Annotated in this window: 18 protein-coding genes; 15 read left to right on the top strand and 3 right to left on the bottom strand. The window is 48.8% G+C overall.

Annotated features, from left to right (window positions below; all coding sequences use genetic code 11):
- The first annotated feature begins 2 nt into the window (after positions 1 to 2).
- The 7 genes from BLV87_RS09630 to rnhB are packed head-to-tail and all read left to right on the top strand — an operon-like array spanning position 3 to position 5,081.
- Positions 3 to 575: an OmpH/Skp family outer membrane protein gene (locus tag BLV87_RS09630; RefSeq protein ID WP_093068039.1), complete on the top strand. Its 573-nt coding sequence runs from the start codon at positions 3 to 5 to the stop codon at positions 573 to 575.
- A gap of 5 nt (positions 576 to 580) precedes the next feature.
- Entirely contained in the window at positions 581 to 1,570 is a 990-nt protein-coding gene (gene lpxD / locus BLV87_RS09635) for a UDP-3-O-(3-hydroxymyristoyl)glucosamine N-acyltransferase (protein ID WP_093068041.1), read from the top strand.
- A gap of 6 nt (positions 1,571 to 1,576) precedes the next feature.
- Entirely contained in the window at positions 1,577 to 2,029 is a 453-nt protein-coding gene (gene fabZ, locus BLV87_RS09640; protein ID WP_093068044.1) for a 3-hydroxyacyl-ACP dehydratase FabZ, read from the top strand.
- Between the two features lie 5 nt (positions 2,030 to 2,034).
- Positions 2,035 to 2,805 carry an acyl-ACP--UDP-N-acetylglucosamine O-acyltransferase gene (gene lpxA, locus BLV87_RS09645; protein WP_093068346.1) on the top strand — a complete coding sequence of 257 codons (771 nt, stop codon included), beginning with the start codon at positions 2,035 to 2,037 and terminating at the stop codon, positions 2,803 to 2,805.
- 3 nt (positions 2,806 to 2,808) lie between these two features.
- Positions 2,809 to 3,963, top strand: coding sequence for a lipid-A-disaccharide synthase (gene lpxB / locus BLV87_RS09650; protein ID WP_093068047.1), 1,155 nt, complete (start codon positions 2,809 to 2,811; stop codon positions 3,961 to 3,963).
- Between the two features lie 12 nt (positions 3,964 to 3,975).
- Positions 3,976 to 4,515: a hypothetical protein gene (locus tag BLV87_RS09655; protein WP_093068050.1), complete on the top strand. Its 540-nt coding sequence runs from the start codon at positions 3,976 to 3,978 to the stop codon at positions 4,513 to 4,515.
- A complete protein-coding gene (gene rnhB, locus BLV87_RS09660) occupies positions 4,515 to 5,081 on the top strand; it encodes a ribonuclease HII (protein ID WP_093068052.1) in 567 nt (188 codons plus the stop codon). The genes BLV87_RS09655 and rnhB overlap by 1 nt, the downstream gene beginning before the upstream one ends.
- On the opposite strand, the gene ppk1 is transcribed toward rnhB, so the two are convergent.
- A complete protein-coding gene (gene ppk1 / locus BLV87_RS09665) occupies positions 5,078 to 7,162 on the bottom strand; it encodes a polyphosphate kinase 1 (protein ID WP_093068055.1) in 2,085 nt (694 codons plus the stop codon). The genes rnhB and ppk1 overlap by 4 nt on opposite strands.
- A gap of 276 nt (positions 7,163 to 7,438) precedes the next feature.
- On the opposite strand from ppk1, the gene BLV87_RS09670 reads away from it, so the two are divergent.
- From BLV87_RS09670 to BLV87_RS09700, 7 genes are all read left to right on the top strand, one after another.
- Complete coding sequence (locus BLV87_RS09670; protein WP_093068058.1) at positions 7,439 to 8,170, top strand: MotA/TolQ/ExbB proton channel family protein; 732 nt, start codon at positions 7,439 to 7,441, stop codon at positions 8,168 to 8,170.
- Positions 8,167 to 8,601 carry an ExbD/TolR family protein gene (locus tag BLV87_RS09675; RefSeq protein WP_093068061.1) on the top strand — a complete coding sequence of 145 codons (435 nt, stop codon included), beginning with the start codon at positions 8,167 to 8,169 and terminating at the stop codon, positions 8,599 to 8,601. Before BLV87_RS09670 ends, BLV87_RS09675 begins: the two co-directional genes overlap by 4 nt.
- Before the next feature lies 1 nt (position 8,602).
- A complete protein-coding gene (msbA, locus tag BLV87_RS09680; RefSeq protein ID WP_093068063.1) occupies positions 8,603 to 10,354 on the top strand; it encodes a lipid A export permease/ATP-binding protein MsbA in 1,752 nt (583 codons plus the stop codon).
- On the top strand, positions 10,344 to 11,270 hold the full coding sequence (gene lpxK / locus BLV87_RS09685; protein ID WP_093068066.1) for a tetraacyldisaccharide 4'-kinase: 927 nt from the start codon (positions 10,344 to 10,346) through the stop codon (positions 11,268 to 11,270). Before msbA ends, lpxK begins: the two co-directional genes overlap by 11 nt.
- A complete protein-coding gene (locus tag BLV87_RS09690) occupies positions 11,263 to 11,454 on the top strand; it encodes a Trm112 family protein (protein ID WP_093068069.1) in 192 nt (63 codons plus the stop codon). The genes lpxK and BLV87_RS09690 overlap by 8 nt, the downstream gene beginning before the upstream one ends.
- A complete protein-coding gene (gene kdsB, locus BLV87_RS09695) occupies positions 11,451 to 12,191 on the top strand; it encodes a 3-deoxy-manno-octulosonate cytidylyltransferase (RefSeq protein WP_093068071.1) in 741 nt (246 codons plus the stop codon). The genes BLV87_RS09690 and kdsB overlap by 4 nt, the downstream gene beginning before the upstream one ends.
- Before the next feature lie 151 nt (positions 12,192 to 12,342).
- Positions 12,343 to 13,740 carry an OmpP1/FadL family transporter gene (locus BLV87_RS09700; protein ID WP_093068074.1) on the top strand — a complete coding sequence of 466 codons (1,398 nt, stop codon included), beginning with the start codon at positions 12,343 to 12,345 and terminating at the stop codon, positions 13,738 to 13,740.
- Between the two features lie 76 nt (positions 13,741 to 13,816).
- Here the strand turns inward: BLV87_RS09700 and BLV87_RS09705 are convergent, their stop codons facing one another.
- Together BLV87_RS09705 and BLV87_RS09710 are read right to left on the bottom strand one after the other, a co-directional pair.
- Positions 13,817 to 14,122, bottom strand: a complete 306-nt coding sequence (locus BLV87_RS09705; protein ID WP_093068077.1) for a hypothetical protein — start codon at positions 14,120 to 14,122, stop codon at positions 13,817 to 13,819.
- 306 nt (positions 14,123 to 14,428) lie between these two features.
- A complete protein-coding gene (locus tag BLV87_RS09710; RefSeq protein ID WP_139282157.1) occupies positions 14,429 to 14,743 on the bottom strand; it encodes a hypothetical protein in 315 nt (104 codons plus the stop codon).
- A gap of 346 nt (positions 14,744 to 15,089) precedes the next feature.
- Between BLV87_RS09710 and mqo the strand changes: the two genes are divergently transcribed.
- Positions 15,090 to 16,592: a malate dehydrogenase (quinone) gene (mqo, locus tag BLV87_RS09715; RefSeq protein ID WP_093068082.1), complete on the top strand. Its 1,503-nt coding sequence runs from the start codon at positions 15,090 to 15,092 to the stop codon at positions 16,590 to 16,592.
- The last annotated feature ends 30 nt before the right edge of the window (positions 16,593 to 16,622 follow it).

Consider the following 16,622-nt stretch of genomic DNA (forward strand, 5'->3'; position numbering starts at 1 on the left):
TCATGCTAAAAGCCAGTGCGTTATGGTTGTGGGTAGTGATTCTTTGGGGTCAGCCTGTGGTGGCAGTCGATGACATGGTTGCCCAACATTCCGTGCGCATTGCCATTGTGAATGTTGCCAGTTTACTGGAAAACGCGCCCCAGTCTAAAGCAGCGGATGCTAAGTTGAAGTTGGATTTTGTGCCGCGTGAGCAAAAATTGGAAGCTGATCAAAAAGCCATTCGTCAATTAGAAGATGAGCTAACTGCCCGTAGTGAAGCCGGTGTTTTGTCGGAATCTGAAAAAGTACAGCGTCAACGCGAGTTGCGTGATTTACAGCGCAAATATACCCGTGAAATGGAAGATTTCCGTGAGGCAGTGCGCAGTGCTCGTGATATGGCCATCGATACCTTGCAAGCAGGTATTATTCAAGCTATTGGTGAGGTACGTGAGCAAGAGAAAATCGACATCGTGTTGCGCGAAAGTAATTACATTGTTGCCAGTGACCGTATTGATATTACTGCCAAAGTTATGTTGCATTTGGAACAAAAGTTTCAAGCGCAACAGACGTTAGAGCCTGCGGGTAAACAGGAATGAAAGCCATGCCAAAGGGTTTCTCGTTACAGGAATTAGCAGAATACACAGATTCTGATATACGAGGTGATGCTCAGTTACGCTTGTATTCAGTTGCTTCCATTGAGAAAGCCGTGTCAGGCGACCTCAGCTACATTCGTGATGCCAAATACCGCCATTATCTACAAACGTCTGAAGCCAGTGCCTTGATTTTGCCCACGGATATGGCGCAAACCTATCAGGGTAACTGCCTTGTCAACCCGAATCCTTATCTTGCTTACGCTAAAGCCGTGACCCTGCTTTACCCTGCTGTGCGCCCTGCGGTGCTGATTCATCCTAGTGTGGTGATCGGTGACGGGGTTGAGCTAGGCGCAGATGTAGTGATTGAAGCCGGTTGTGTCATTGGTGACGGTTGTGTCATTGGCGATGGGAGCTGGCTGCACGCTAACGTTACCTTGTATGCTGATACTTACATTGGCAAGCGCTGTATTATTCATTCTGGTGCAGTTTTAGGTGCTGACGGTTTTGGGTTTGCCCCCGATCAGAAAACATGGTTTAAGATTCCGCAAGTCGGTAATGTTGTGGTTGGCGATGATGTCGAAATTGGCGCAAACACGACGATTGACCGTGCAGCTATGGGGTCAACCGTGATTGGTAACGGCGTGAAACTCGATAACCTGATCCAGATTGGGCATAACACCCAGATTGGTGATTACACGGCAATGGCTGCTTGTACAGCGGTTGCGGGTAGTGTGCAAATTGGCAGGTATTGTCAAATTGCAGGCATGTGTGCGATTGCTGGGCATTTGAGTATTACGGATCATGTTGTGGTAACAGGTACGAGCATGGTTTCGCATTCGATTACTAAACCAGGGGTATATTCCTCCGGTACGACAATAGAGGAAAATGCTGTCTGGCGTAAGAACGCAGTGCGTTTTAACCAGTTGGATAAATTAGCACGCCGTTTACAGGAGTTGGAAAAACAACTAACGGCTTTACAAAATAAAGGGAGTACTTGAACCGCTATGGGCACAATGAACGTTGAAAAAATTAGAAATTACTTGCCGCACCGTTACCCATTTTTATTGGTAGATCGTGTGTTGGAATATGAAGTCGGCAAATCTTTGACCGCAATTAAAAACGTTACGGTGAATGAGCCGTGGGTCAATGGGCATTTTCCACATCAGCCGATTATGCCGGGTGTTCTCATTATTGAAGCGTTGGCTCAAGCGACAGGTTTACTCGGTTTCCGCACCATGGGTGAGGAACCACAAAACGATACCCTATACTTGTTGGTGGCAGTGGATAAAGCCCGTTTCAAACAAGCGGTTGTTCCTGGTGATCAGTTGGTGATGAAGGTTGAACTAGTGAAGCGTAAAGGCATTATGTGGGTCTTCAATGCGGAAGCACGGGTCGATGGTAAACTTGCAGTGTCGGCTGAACTCATGTGCGCGGCGAAAAAAGAGACGGTTGCTTGAGTAGCCTGATTCATCCCACGGCGATTGTGCACCCTGCTGCGCAACTGGCTGATGGTGTGGAAGTGGGGGCGTATAGCGTGATCGGTGCTGATGTCAGCGTCGGTCTTGCGACACGTATTGGTTCGCATGTGGTGATTGAGGGACCAACACGCATTGGCGCGGAAAACCAGATTTACCAGTTTGCCTCGGTTGGGGCAGCGCCTCAGGATAAAAAATTCAATGGAGAACTCACCGAATTGATTATCGGTGATCGCAATGTGATCCGTGAATGTTGCACCTTGAATCGCGGGACAGCACAGGATAAGGGCAAAACCGTCATTGGTAATGACAACTGGATTATGGCTTATGTCCATATTGCTCATGACTGTGTTATCGGCAATAACACTATTTTTGCGAATAGTGCGACCTTAGCCGGACACGTAGAAATTCGTGACTGGGTGATTTTGGGTGGGTTTACCTTGGTCCACCAGTTTTGCACCATTGGTGAACATGCTTTTACGGGTATGGGGTCAGCTATCGGCAAGGATGTTCCTCCCTATGCCATGGTGACAGGTGCACCCGCTGAACCGCGCAGTATCAATATGGAAGGTTTAAAACGCCGTGGTTACAGCATGGAAGCTATTCATCGTATTAAAGAAGCGCACCGCATTCTTTACCGCCACAACCTGACGACTCAGGAAGCACTCGCCAAAATTGATGTGGATTACGGCGAATATCCTGATATTCGTTTGTTGCTTGATTTTTGCCATAATAGTCAGCGGGGGCTGATCCGTTAACGCATGAAGCGTATTGCCATCATTGCTGGAGAAACGTCAGGTGATTTGCTGGCGGCTCGTTTGATTCTTGCTTTACGTAAGTGTATTCCTGAGCTTGAATTTGAAGGCATTGCAGGCAGTGAAATGCAAGCAGCGGGTTGCCAAAGCTTATTTCCCTTAGAAAAACTCTCCGTTATGGGGTTGGTAGAGGTTTTAGCACATTTGCCGGAGCTGCTGTCTATCCGTCAGCAGTTGTTACGGCATTGGCAGGCGAATCCCCCCGACTTATTCATCGGTGTGGATGCACCTGATTTTAACTTGCCTCTTGCTGCCAAATTACATGCTTTGGGTATTCCTACCGTGCATTACGTGAGTCCTTCTGTATGGGCGTGGCGGGCTAAACGGGTGCGCAAAATGCGTGGCAATATTGATTTAATGCTAACGTTGTTTCCGTTTGAAGTGGATTTTTACCGTGAACATGGCATGACGGCTGAGTTTGTCGGGCATCCCCTTGCAGACGAAGTGGCGTTTGATGCGAGGCGTGAACTAGCCCGCGAACAGTTGGATTTGCCGTGCCGTCAGCGTATTCTGGCTATTTTACCGGGTAGTCGCAGTGGGGAAGTGCGCCGTCTTGCCCCTGATTTTTTGCGAGCGGCTTGGCAATTGCAACAGCGTTACCCTGATTTATGTTTGGTGGCCCCGGCTGCAACGCCTCGGTTACGGCAAGAATTAGAGGCGGTACGTCAACAAGTAGCACCTGATCTTAGTCTCACCGTGTTAGATGGGCAATCGCGTACCTTGATGCAAGCGGCTGATTATATCGTGTTAGCGTCCGGTACAGCGGTGTTGGAAGGCATGTTAGCCGGGCGCTTGATGGTCGCGGCGTATCGCGTTGCCCCGTTGACGGCGTGGTTGATTCGTACCTTCCATTTGTTGAAAGTTCGTTTTGTGACCTTGCCCAACAACTTGGCTAATGAGGCGTTGGTAACAGAACTGCTTCAAGAGCAGGTCACCCCGTTGAATCTCGTGCAGGCAGTAGAAAATTTGTTTACCCTACCTGTTGAACGCCAACGCTACATTCTGCAACGTTTTCAAGCATTACACGCACAACTGCGCCAAAACGCGAGTGCCAGTGCCGCTAATGCCATTCTTACCCATTTTTCGGTTAAAAAATCGTAGAGACACTACACCATGGTCTACCTTACCAAACTTAAACACACTGGCTCTGTTATCAGTTCCAGTGATCAATTTGGCGCAAAAATGTTTGAAGTGGCGGCACGCTACTTTTCTCACTATACACGCGGTATTTTTATTGGCACGGGTAGCGGGGTGGTGGCGCAATACTTCATGCAAACACCTGTGCCATTTTCCTTTGTGGAAAAGCACCCAGCGTTTGTGCGTCAGTTTCATGAGCGTTTTGGTGTAAATACGCCGTTACTGGCACAAGATTTTTTCACCCTGCCGATTGATAACAGTGACGCAGGCTTAGCCAATTGCATCATGGTGTCGTGTATGCCGGTGACCGGGCCGTTTTATTCTGAAAAGTTGGTGGAACAGTTCCGCGATGCGCTCAATAGTGGTTCGACGATTGTGCAGATGAGTTATACACCCTTTATTAGGCAAATTCGTTTGTTTGAGCGTTTACAACGTGAAGGTTTTAAGGTGCAACGGGTGAGTACGGTCTTTTTCAATATTCCCCCAGCTTCTGTCTTTGTGTTGAGAAAAGCCTAATGGTGGTTGCGGGCGTGGATGAGGTGGGGCGAGGGCCATTGGCAGGTGCAGTAGTGGCGGCTGCGGTTATTCTTGACCCAAACCAGCCAATCGTTGGCTTGAATGACTCCAAAAAACTCACGGCAAAGCGTCGTGAGCAGTTGGCGGTTGAGATTCGGGCCAAAGCCTTAGCATGGAGCTTAGGACGGGCGGAAGTAGAAGAAATTGATCAGATCAATATTTTGCAAGCAACATTTTTAGCGATGCAACGGGCATTAGAAGGTTTGGCGATTCAGCCCGATTTGGTCAAAATTGATGGTAATCGTTGCCCCGTATCGACGTATGCGATGCAGGCAATTGTCGGTGGGGATGCAACGGTAGCGGAAATCAGTGCGGCGTCGATTCTGGCAAAAGTGGTGCGTGATGCGGAGTTGGTGGCATTGGATGCGATTTACCCACAATACGGGTTTGCTAAACACAAAGGGTATGGAACGGCGGCACATTTAGCGGCATTGCGTGAGTTTGGCGCTACGCCGATTCATCGACGTAGCTTTGCACCGGTCAGGCAAACGCTCGCAGCGTCTTAACCATTGCCCAGCAGTTTTAAGAGTTGCTGTTGAGCGTTAATAGCTGCGGCTTCCTCCCCCTCAGGTTGTTGGCGCAAGTATGTGCCATCAGCCTGCAATTCCCACGCCTGCGTATTGTCTTGCAAGTGCAATTCAAATGCTTCGTGAATAATCCGTTGCCGCAGTTTCTGATCCAGAATCGGGAAAGCCACTTCCACGCGGCGGAAGAAATTACGCGGCATCCAATCCGCACTGGAACAATACAATTCCTCATCACCGGCATTCTGGAAATAAAACACCCGTGGGTGTTCTAAAAACCGCCCCATGACCGAGCGCACATGAATATTTTCGGAAATGCCCGCAATGCCGGGGCGCAAGCAACACACCCCGCGTACCACCAATTCCACCCTTGCACCCGCTTGCGAGGCTTGATACAAAGCGCTAATCGTTTGCGGTTCAATCAAGGCATTCATGCGAGCGCGGATCAACGCGGGCTTACCTGCTAAGGCGTGTTGGGTTTCACGCTGGATTTTATCCATGATCGCGAGGTGCAAGGTGAATGGCGCTTCCAGCAAATATTTCAGGTCGCGCATTCGCCCCAGGCCCGTGAGCATGTGGAAGACTTTGTGCACGTCTTCGGTCATGTCTGCTTGACAGGTGAGCAAACCAAAATCGGTGTAAATCCGTGCCGTGCCGGGGTGATAGTTGCCTGTGCCAAGGTGGGCGTAACGGCGTAAGTGTTGACCTTCGCGCCGCACCACTAGACACAGTTTCGCATGGGTTTTGTAACCCACCACGCCATACACCACGTGCGCCCCGGCATTCTGCAATTGATTGGCAAGCCCGATATTGGCTTCTTCATCGAAACGCGCCCGCAATTCGACTACCACCGTGACTTCTTTGCCTAAGCGTGCTGCCCGAATCAGGTGCTTGACCAGTTCGGATTGTTTGCTGGTGCGGTACAGCGTCATTTTAATCGCCAATACATTGGGGTCTTTGGCGGCTTGCTCAATAAAATCCAGCACCGTTTGGAAACTTTGGTAAGGGTGATGCATCAAGACATCGCTGTGTTTGATGCGTTCAAACAAATCCGGGTGACGCTCAGCGACCGATGGGGCAGGGCGGAACGGTGGAAAGCGCAAGTCAGGGCGATCCACCAAATCGGCAATGGCCATTAAGCGGTTAAGGTTGACTGGGCCATTGACGTTGTAAACATCCTGTTCACACAGGTGGAATTGTTCCATCAGGTATTCGATATTGTCCGTTGGGCAATGGTCGGCGACTTCCAAACGCACCACCGCGCCGTAATTGCGTTGCGGCAATTCGCCTTGCATGGCTTGCAACAGATCGTCGACTTCTTCCTCATCCACGTACATATTGCTGTTGCGGGTGAGGCGGAATTGGTAGCAGCCCAACACTTCCATGCCGGGGAACAGCCGATCAATAAAAGCGTGCAAGATGGAAGAAAGGAACACGAAACTGTCATTGCTGGCAGCCATGCCTTCGGGCAGACGGATAATGCGTGGCAAACTGCGCGGTGCTTGCACAATGGCGGTATCAATTTCACGCCCGAAGGCATCCGTACCTTGCAAGCTGATAATGAAATTCAGGCTTTTATTGATGACATTAGGGAACGGGTGCGCGGGGTCTAGCCCCAGTGGACTCAACAAGGGCATGAGTTCGCGGTCGAAATAATCCGATAGCCAAGCCAGTTGCCGTTCATCCCAATGGGTACGACGTACAAAGTAAATGCCTTCTTGGCGCAGCGCAGGAATGATGGATTCGTTCAACAGTTTGTATTGGGATTCAACCAGTGCGTGTGCCGTGGTCGTAATTTGCCTCAATGCTGCCGTTGGGGTTAAGCCATCTGCACCAATGGAGGCGACATCCAGTTGCAACTGTTGCTTGAGACTGGCTACCCGGACTTCAAAAAACTCATCCATATTCGCACTGGAAATACACAGAAAGCGCAGACGTTCCAGTAGCGGTACACGCGGGTCTTGCGCCAGCTCCATGACGCGGCGGTTAAAGGCAAGCAGGCTGAGTTCGCGATTGAGGTAGTAATCGGGGTTATTCAGGTCGGGTGCAGCATTTTCCTGCATGATAACATCCTGTTCCGTGTTCGGTATTGTTGGTGATGGCGTGCAACCATAGACGCAAGATGTGACAGTTTGATTACAGTTTGTGCGTAGATGGTCATCTTCGCCCAAACGCCAAAGATAGCGCAACGGTAACGACGGCAGGTTTACAGGGGCAGTTGTTGTTATTCTCATGATCGACAGTACACTGTGTAAAGGTTTTATTGGTATAGTTGTATTAACAGTTACCAATCATACACCATGTGGGCTGAATCATAAAAAAATGAGGCATGATTAGATATGTTTGAATTAGTCAAATCTGGCGGGATTATGATGTTCCCCCTGATTCTGAGTTCGATTATTGCATTAGCGATTATTATTGAGCGTTTTTTGTCGTTGCGTGTTAGTAAGGTTGTGCCTTCCAGCGATATTGAACGTGCTCGCAAACTTGCTGGTATCAATAAGCTGGCGGATGTGCAAGTCGATGAACTACGCAACGGTTCGTTGCTGGGGCGTGTTTTGGCAACAGGGCTGGAAAGCCGCGAATTGCCACGCCACATTATGAAAGAAAACGTCGAAGAAGCCGGACGGCACGTGGTACAAGAATTGGAACGTTACCTGCCAGCCTTGGGTACAATCATTACGATTGCGCCAATGATGGGTTTGCTGGGAACCGTGCTGGGGATGATCGGGGTTTTCAGTGCGATCAATACCGCTGGGGTGGGCAATCCGCAGCAGATGGCGGGCGGGATTTCCGAGGCATTGGTGACAACGGTCGTCGGCTTGTTGATTGCAATTACCACCTTGGTGTTCGAGCGCTATTTCAAGGCAAAAGTCGATAGCTATGTGGCGATTATGGAACGCGAAGCGCTGCGTTTGATTGAAATTGCTAATTCCAGCCGCAAAACCTTACCGGCGGCAATAACACCAGCGCCAGCCGCCGCTCGCTCTGCGGTGAGCACGCCAGCAGCGTCTCAAGCACGCCCAGCGCCTGCATCAGCACCGCTACCACGCGGGGGTAAACCTGCATGAAGTTTCGTACCCGTGAACGCAGTGAAAGCAAGGTGGACTTGACCTCGCTGATTGATGTGGTATTCATGCTGTTGATTTTTTTCATGGTCACGACTACCTTTGACAAGAACGCTGAACTCAAGATTGAGTTGCCCACCGCGAGTAACGTGGCAAGTGCTTCCGCTGAAGACAAGCTGGAGTTATTGATCGACGGGCAAGGGCGTTACTATATTAATGGACGCGAAGTGCTGAACAACCAGCCGGAAACGCTGTTCCAAGCCATGAGCATGACTTTGGAGGAGATGGGAAATAACACCCCGCCACTGGTCATTTCGGCGGATGCCAGTGTCAATTATCAAGCAGTCGTGACGGCAATGGACATCGCCGGACGGTTGGGGTTGACCAATTTCTCAATGGCAACGTCGCAATCGACCCGCAAACCACAGGAATAGGATGACAACACCACGCACGACGGGTTGGCAGGTTTACCGCCGACTGATTGCTTATTCGCTGGGTTACTGGCACTACTTGGCGCTGGCAGCGGTGGGATTGGTGATCAGTGCGGCGACTCAGCCGTTCTTTGCGTGGGGTCTGAAGCCCTTGCTGGATAAGGCCATCATTCAACGTGACTCGGATACCATTTTGTGGTTGCCCGTCGGTATTCTGGGGTTGTTTTTGTTGCGTGGTGCGGCGATGTTTTTGTCGGGTTATTACATCGGCATGATCGGGCGGCAAGTGACCAAAACCTTGCGCAATCAGGTGTTTAATCAGTTATTACGGATGCCGGTCAGCTTTTTTGAGAATACCCAGTCGGGCAAATTATTGGCTTACGTCAGTTATTACATTGATCAGGTAGCGAATGCCAGTATTCGCGGTATGACGACGTTGGTGCAAGATTCGGTCACTATCTTGGGCTTGTTGGGCTTAATGTTGTGGTATAGCTGGCAATTAACCTTGGGTATTTTGGTGGTGGTGCCGCTGATTGCGCTGATTGTGGTGTATGCCACGCGCCGTTTGCGCCGCTTGAGCCATAAAGTGCAGGATTCGGTGGGGGATGTGACCCAGATTGCCAATGAAATGATCCGTGGTTACAAAGTGGTGCGGATTTTTAATGGCGAACCGTATGAAGAGCGCCGTTTCGGGGCTGCTAATGAGCAGAATATCGAGTTGCACATGAAGCGCATGGTGACTGAATTGCTCAGTACGCCCTTGGTGCAATTCATGGTGGCGTTGGCGCTGGCTGCCATTGTTTTCATGGCAACTCGCGAATCGACGCTGGAAGCTTTGTCGCCGGGTACTTTCATCTCCTTCATTATGGCAATGATTCTGATGCTCACCCCCATCCGCAATCTGACGCAGTTGAATGCGCAATTGCAGACTGCGATTGCTGCCGGTGAGGGTATTTTTGAGTTATTGGATAGCCCTACCGAAGCCGATACCGGCAAGCAAGCGCTCACCCAATGCCGAGGCGAAGTGTTGTTTCAAAACGTTTCCTTCCGTTACCCGAATACCGACAAGTGGGTGTTGCGTGATATTAATTTGCGCGTTAACGCCGGTGAAAAAATTGCTTTGGTGGGAAAGTCAGGCAGTGGCAAAACCACCTTGGTTAACTTATTGCCGCGTTTTTACGATGTGCAACAGGGTGAAATCTTGCTGGATGGGGTGAAACTTTCTGAGCTGAGTTTGTATAACTTGCGCAGCCATATTGCGTATGTGGGGCAGGACGTGGTGCTGTTTAACGATACGGTACGCAACAATATTGCTTACGGCGACATGCGCGGGATGAGTGAGGCGCACATTCGGGCGGCTGCGGAAGCGGCTTTTGCGTTGGAGTTCATCGAAAAACTGCCGCAAGGGTTTGATACCCTGATTGGTGATAATGGCGTAATGTTATCCGGTGGGCAACGCCAACGTTTGTCGATTGCGCGGGCGATTTTGTCGAATGCGCCGGTGTTGATTTTGGATGAAGCCACGTCCGCGTTGGATACCGAATCCGAGCGCCACATCCAAGCCGCGCTGGATAATCTGCTCAGTAACCGTACTACCTTCATGATTGCACACCGTTTATCGACGATTGAGAATGCTGACCGTATTTTGGTGATGCAAGATGGCGAAATTATCGAATCCGGTAAACATGCTGAATTGCTGGCACTGAATGGGCAGTACGCCAAGCTACACGCGCTGCAATTCCACGATGACACTTGAGCGCTGGCTGTTAAACGTTTGGTACGGCAATGATCGACTGGGTAAGTACCTGCTGTTGCCGTTGACGGGGCTGTTTTGTGTTTTAGCGGCAGTGCGGCGTTGGCAGCATAAACGCCAGCAAGTCAAACATGCCGTGCCGGTTATTGTCGTGGGCAATATTTCGGTGGGTGGCACGGGCAAAACGCCGTTGGTCATTTGGTTGGTGGAACGGCTGCGCGAGGCGGGATTTAAGCCGGGGGTGGTGAGTCGGGGGTATCAACGTCAAGCGGGGGATATTGGTGATGAACCGACGCTGATTAAGCAACGCACCCAAGTTCCTATCGCGATTGGCAGCGACCGCAACCAAGCGATTGCCACTTTGCTACAACAACATACTTGCGACATAGTGATTGCTGATGATGGCTTGCAGCATTACCGCATGGGGCGTGACGTGGAAATCTGTGTGGTGGATGGGCAACGGCGTTTTGGTAACGGTTATTGCTTGCCCGCAGGCCCATTACGCGAATCCATCTCGCGTTTGCAATCTTGCGATTTTGTGATCGTCAATGGCGATACCATGCACATGCGTGGCGATACCTTGGTGAATTTGGTCACAGCGGAAGCGCAACCGTTAACCGCATGGGCAGGCAAAACCGTGCATGTCGTTACCGGCATCGGTAATCCGCAACGCTTTATGCAGACACTGGAGCAGGCGGGTTTGCAGGTCATTCCACACCTTTACCCCGATCATCACGCCTTTACTGGCACAGAATTCTGCTTTAACGACACACATCCCATCATCATGACGGAAAAAGATGCGGTAAAATGCCGTCAATTCGCTGGGCAAAACGTTTGGTATCTACCGATTGAGGCGATACTGGACGAAACGCTTGCTCAGGCTCTCCTTACCCGTTTACAAGGATTCAAACATGGATAAGAAATTGCTGGAAATTTTGGCTTGCCCCGTCACCAAGGGCCCATTGATTTACGATAAGGATAAGCAAGAACTGGTGTCTAAATCAGCACGGTTGGCTTACCCGATTCGGGATGGTATTCCGGTGATGTTGGAAGAAGACGCTCGCACCCTGACACAAGAAGAAGTGGAGTTATTGCACGAATGAACCCAGTGTTAGTGATTCCGGCACGGTATGCGTCCTCTCGTTTACCGGGCAAACCCTTGCGTGAATTGGCTGGTAAACCCTTGATTCAGCATGTGCACGAGCGGGCAATGGCTGCCGATTTTGCGACAGTATTGGTGGCGACGGATGACGAGCGCATTCGCCGCGTGTGTACAGGGTTTGGTGCGCAAGTGGTGATGACCGCCAGTACGCATGAAACGGGTAGCGACCGCCTTGCCGAAGTCGTGCAGCAACAAGGTTGGGCAGATGACACCATTGTGGTGAATTTGCAGGGCGATGAGCCACTCACACCGGTGGCAAATTTACATCAATTGGCGCGTAATTTGGCACAGTTTCCGCAAACCAGTATCGCCACATTAGCCACGCCAATCTTGACTGAGGCTGACTTTCTTAACCCTAATGTTGTTAAAGTGGTAAGGGATGTGGCGGGTATGGCATTGTATTTCAGTCGTGCGCCGATCCCGTGTCAGCGTGATACGGGTATTCCCTTACAGGATTATGCGTTGCGGCATATTGGAATGTATGCATACCGTGCGGGCTTTCTGAAAGCCTTTGCCGGGATGCCGCTCGCCCAAACGGAGCAATTGGAAAAGCTGGAACAGTTGCGGGCATTGGCTAACGGTTATCGGATTCACGTGGATATTGCCGCCGAGATTCCGGGGGCGGGGGTAGATACCGAAGAGGATGCATTGCGGGTTGCGGCAATCCTCCGTGATTGATTAATGCTCACTTGTAGATTTATGTATTATTATATTCTAATAAGCTATTGTTTTGCTTAATAATAACCATTTGACAGCTTAATACTCCTCTGTCACTATTTCGCAACAAATTTTGAGAAATCGCAAAAATATAGTGGAGGAGTGATTATTTATGTTTAGAAAGACTACCCTGGCTGTGTCAGTATTATTAGCAGTTTCTGCACAACCTGCGTTGGCAACCAACGGTATGCTCATGGAGGGGTATGGCCCTATTTCGACAGGCATGGGGGGAGCCGCCTCTGCATTGGATGTTGGTACATCAGGGATGGCGAATAACCCCGCTACATTAACCATGATGGAAGATGGTGATCAGAAAGTTGAAGTAGCTCTTGGTAACTTACGTCCTGATGTCAGTGTTCAAGTACCAACACCGGGCGGTGTCGTGTCTAGCACATCGGGTGGTGACTCTTATCTAATGCCCGCAGCGGGTTATGTGCGCAAGCAAGGCAAGGTCAGCTATGGTGTCGGGGTGTTATCACAAGGCGGTATGGGAACTGAATTTGCGGCTGATACCCCATTAGGTGCTGCTGCTGGCGGTGGTGCGCGTTCTGAGTTAGGTATCGGTGCTGTTATTTTCCCCGTCGCTTATGAAGTGAATGATAATTTGTCTGTTGGCGGAACCGTTGATTATGTCTGGGGTGGTCTGGACATGAAGATGGGGATGCCGATAGCCGCTGCGGGGGCTAACCCAGCCGCCCCCGGAACCTTCGCTGATTTTTCGCAAGGCCAGCAAGTTTTGGGTTCTGCCAGTGGTACTTTGGTGCAGGGTTTAGGGACGATGGTTGCTCCAGCAGCCATGACGAGTACTGCGGCAGCCTTTGATTTTTCGAATGATGATGATTTCAGTGGTAAAACCACAGGGGCAGGTGTCAGTGGTAGTCTCGGCGCTACTTATAAGGTAAACCCAAAGCTTACAGTAGGTGGCAGCTATCGGATGAAGACCGCTATGGACGATTTCACGGGTGATGGCAATATGAAGTTGGTTAACTTGGCGACAGGTGCGACCGACGTTAGCATTCCCGGTAAATATACCATCAAGGATTTTCAGTTCCCTGCGACCACTACAGTTGGTGCTGCTTATAAGTTGACGGATAAGACTACCGTAGCTGCTGATGTCAGTCGTATCGGCTGGTCAGATACCATGAAAGATTTTAATTTGAATTTTACAGCCGATAATGGTGCAGCAGCCGATATTTCGATGAAGCAAAACTGGGATGACCAAACCGTGGTGAAGTTAGGAGTTGCCCATGATGTTGATGAGAATTTAACGGTACGCGGCGGGGTTAATTTAGCGAATAATCCAGTACCTGATGCTTACTTAAATCCACTGTTCCCCGCCATTGTTGAAAATCATGTAACGGGTGGTTTGACTTATGGGGTTGGTAAGATGAGCAAAGTATCTGCTTCATTGGCTTATGCGCCGGAAGTTGAGCAAACAAATACCAATACCAATGTTGCCGCTAGTCATTCACAAACCAACGTTCAAGTAATGTACTCTTTCGATTTTTAAAAAATTGATTTGAGAACCTTAAAAATACGTGAGAAAAATAAAAAGCGGGACTTAATGTTCCGCTTTTTATTGAGCATTAGATGAGTGGATGTTCGTGTGTACCAAACGTATGTGAGGGTAGGCGTACCCGCAATAATGCTGATGGTGTTTTTAAAGCAATAGCGCCATGGGCTATGCTATCATGCGGAGAAATAATATAATCAGGTACACCGCACAGTGTGTCGCTGTTAGCATAAAACGTGCGATCAATATCTTCGCCAGCTTCAAATACCGTAAAATATGAATTCTGGTAACGTTCGGCTTGAGTTCGTGCGTTACGACAGGCTTCTGCGAAAGTTTTATGTGTTGAATGATATGTTCCGTCAAGAAAAACCTTGAACATTTAAAAAACTCCTGTCTGCTATTCTGTTGCTATGCTGTAAGAATAAGGTAACAACTTAGGTTGAAGATGTGACCGTAGACACACACCAAAGAAAACATCAATCAAATATTTCTTGCTTGTTTTTTTTTGTTTATAGCTGTGGTGGGTTGAATGATGCGATGTGCCAAAAAGAAAAAGCGGGATTATGTCCCGCTTTAATATGCTTTACGCACTCAGCAAATAGCCCCATTTACTGGATGTGCAAAGACTGTTTAACGAGCAAATAATATAGCCCGTTTAGCCCTGTTTTTATTGAGTTGTTTGTTTTTAATAGCCCCTAGAAATACCGGCTGCCCGACGTGATGTTGCAGCTAATGTGGCAATGCCTACGGTTCTTTTTTCTTCTTGTTTAGGTATGCAAGCATGTGGAGTAATAATGTAAGCGGGGACTCCCTTCATCACTTCTCTTTCTGCATCTAATACTTGTTTTTCCTTGGTATCTCCGGCTTCAAATACCGTGAAATAAGCTTGTTGATTAATGCTTGCTTGCATTCGTGCATACCGACAAGCATTCGTAAAGGTCTCATGCGTAGAGTCGTAGCTGCCATCCAGATAAACATTAAACATGTTGTTAGCTCCCATAAAGTCGTTTCCCATGGGTGCAGAATATTTAAAAAACAGCATGGAGAATGTGACAGTAAACACACTTTTTTATTTTTTCTTAAAAAGTTTCTTATTCTATATTTTCTGTACTTATTCATAATATTTTACCATTAAATTAATTAATTTTTGTTATGAATGATAAGGCTGTGTGAAAAATATTTCATAGAGATAAAATGCTGCAATGCCGCATCATACCTTGCTTTGCAGGCTCTCCACACTAATATTGTCGACAATCTTGTTAAAAATCCGCTGTGCACATATAGAAATTACCTTCCTTCCCGTTCTATCATTTGCATTTCCTAGTCCTTAGCTCTTGAAGGTAAATATGGTCGCAAAGAATGTAAACGTGGTGCTGGTAGGCGCAGGCACAATGAGTGCCACCTTGGGCGTGTTGCTGAAACAGTTAAACCCATTGTTGACAATCAGCATCATTGAGCGTTTGGATGATGTCGCTCTGGAAAGCACCAGTGGTTGGAACAATGCCGGTACGGGTCATGCTGCTTACTGTGAACTGAATTACACGCCAGAACAAGCGGATGGCAGTGTCGAAGTGAGCAAGGCTTATGCAATCAACGAGTCCTTTGAGCGTACTCTACAGTTTTGGTCTTATTTGGTGCAACAAGGGGCATTGCCAGAACCCAGTTCCTTCATTAACCCGACGCCTCATTTAAGTTTTGTGTGGGGCGAACGAAACGTGCATTTTCTGCGTAAACGTTTCGAGATGCTGAGTCAGCATCCAATGTTTGCTGGCATGGAGTACAGCGAAGATCCTGCCGTGTTGCGTGAATGGATGCCTTTAGTGATGAATGGGCGTGATCCAGCTCAAGTAGTCGCAGGTACGCGAGTGAAACATGGTTCGGATGTGAATTTTGGTTCCTTAACTCGCAGCATGATCGGTTATTTACAACAGTTTGATGACGTTGACATTCACCTCAAGCATGAAGTCAAAAGCTTGCGCAAGCAGGCTGACGGTAAGTGGTGTGTTGTAACACAGGAAACAAACAGTCTATTCGATACGCTGACGTTGACAGCGGATTTTGTGTTTTTGGGCGCTGGCGGTGGTGCTTTGCCATTGTTGCAAAAATCTGGCATTGCAGAAGGCAAAGGCTACGGTGGTTTCCCTGTCAGTGGTCAATGGTTGGTGTGTAAAAAACCAGAAATCGTGAGTCAACATTTTGCCAAGGTCTACGGTAAAGCGTCGATTGGTGCGCCGCCGATGTCAGTACCGCATTTGGATACACGCATTATTGATGGTGAAAAAGCGCTGTTGTTTGGGCCATTTGCAGGCTTCACCACCAAATTCCTCAAAGAGGGTTCGATTTTGGATTTGCTCGAGTCGATCAAGCCCAATAATTTGCTGCCGATGACTAAGGTAGGGCTAAGCAGTTTTGACCTGATCCGTTACTTGGTGTCGGAGGTTATGCAAAACCACGATTCACGTATGAGTGCTTTGCGCGAGTATTTCCCTGAGGCACGTAACGAAGATTGGACATTAGCTAGTGCAGGGCAACGGGTACAAATTATCAAAAAAGACCCTGTGAAGGGCGGCAAACTTGAATTTGGCACAGAAGTTATCACGGCTGCGGATGGTTCCTTAGCTGGATTGTTGGGGGCTTCACCGGGTGCTTCTGTCACAGTAACAGCGATGCTTCAAGTATTGGAGAAGTGTTTCCCTAAGGAAATGGCTTCGGATGTTTGGAAAAGTAAGTTGAAAACCATGATTCCATCCTATGGTGAATCATTGGCTAACAATGTTGCGTTGCTTCAGCAGACCCGTGCTTTTACATTGTCGACATTGGGATTGATCAAAGTAGATGACTACCATTGATTCAGACAATGGTAAGGATTGAATTAATTT

The organism is Thiothrix caldifontis, assembly GCF_900107695.1.
GTDB lineage: Bacteria > Pseudomonadota > Gammaproteobacteria > Thiotrichales > Thiotrichaceae > Thiothrix > Thiothrix caldifontis.

Excerpts from the sequence above, each read along its gene's own strand:
- BLV87_RS09630 (WP_093068039.1), top strand. The coding sequence starts at position 3 with ATGCTAAAAGCCAGTGCGTTATGGTTGTGGGTAGTGATTCTTTGGGGT.
- lpxD (WP_093068041.1), top strand. The coding sequence starts at position 581 with ATGCCAAAGGGTTTCTCGTTACAGGAATTAGCAGAATACACAGATTCT.
- fabZ (WP_093068044.1), top strand. The coding sequence starts at position 1,577 with ATGGGCACAATGAACGTTGAAAAAATTAGAAATTACTTGCCGCACCGT.
- lpxB (WP_093068047.1), top strand. The coding sequence starts at position 2,809 with ATGAAGCGTATTGCCATCATTGCTGGAGAAACGTCAGGTGATTTGCTG.
- BLV87_RS09655 (WP_093068050.1), top strand. The coding sequence starts at position 3,976 with ATGGTCTACCTTACCAAACTTAAACACACTGGCTCTGTTATCAGTTCC.
- rnhB (WP_093068052.1), top strand. The coding sequence starts at position 4,515 with ATGGTGGTTGCGGGCGTGGATGAGGTGGGGCGAGGGCCATTGGCAGGT.
- ppk1 (WP_093068055.1), bottom strand. The coding sequence starts at position 7,162 with ATGCAGGAAAATGCTGCACCCGACCTGAATAACCCCGATTACTACCTC.
- BLV87_RS09670 (WP_093068058.1), top strand. The coding sequence starts at position 7,439 with ATGTTTGAATTAGTCAAATCTGGCGGGATTATGATGTTCCCCCTGATT.
- BLV87_RS09675 (WP_093068061.1), top strand. The coding sequence starts at position 8,167 with ATGAAGTTTCGTACCCGTGAACGCAGTGAAAGCAAGGTGGACTTGACC.
- msbA (WP_093068063.1), top strand. The coding sequence starts at position 8,603 with ATGACAACACCACGCACGACGGGTTGGCAGGTTTACCGCCGACTGATT.
- lpxK (WP_093068066.1), top strand. The coding sequence starts at position 10,344 with ATGACACTTGAGCGCTGGCTGTTAAACGTTTGGTACGGCAATGATCGA.
- BLV87_RS09690 (WP_093068069.1), top strand. The coding sequence starts at position 11,263 with ATGGATAAGAAATTGCTGGAAATTTTGGCTTGCCCCGTCACCAAGGGC.
- kdsB (WP_093068071.1), top strand. The coding sequence starts at position 11,451 with ATGAACCCAGTGTTAGTGATTCCGGCACGGTATGCGTCCTCTCGTTTA.
- BLV87_RS09700 (WP_093068074.1), top strand. The coding sequence starts at position 12,343 with ATGTTTAGAAAGACTACCCTGGCTGTGTCAGTATTATTAGCAGTTTCT.
- BLV87_RS09705 (WP_093068077.1), bottom strand. The coding sequence starts at position 14,122 with ATGTTCAAGGTTTTTCTTGACGGAACATATCATTCAACACATAAAACT.
- BLV87_RS09710 (WP_139282157.1), bottom strand. The coding sequence starts at position 14,743 with ATGGGAGCTAACAACATGTTTAATGTTTATCTGGATGGCAGCTACGAC.
- mqo (WP_093068082.1), top strand. The coding sequence starts at position 15,090 with ATGGTCGCAAAGAATGTAAACGTGGTGCTGGTAGGCGCAGGCACAATG.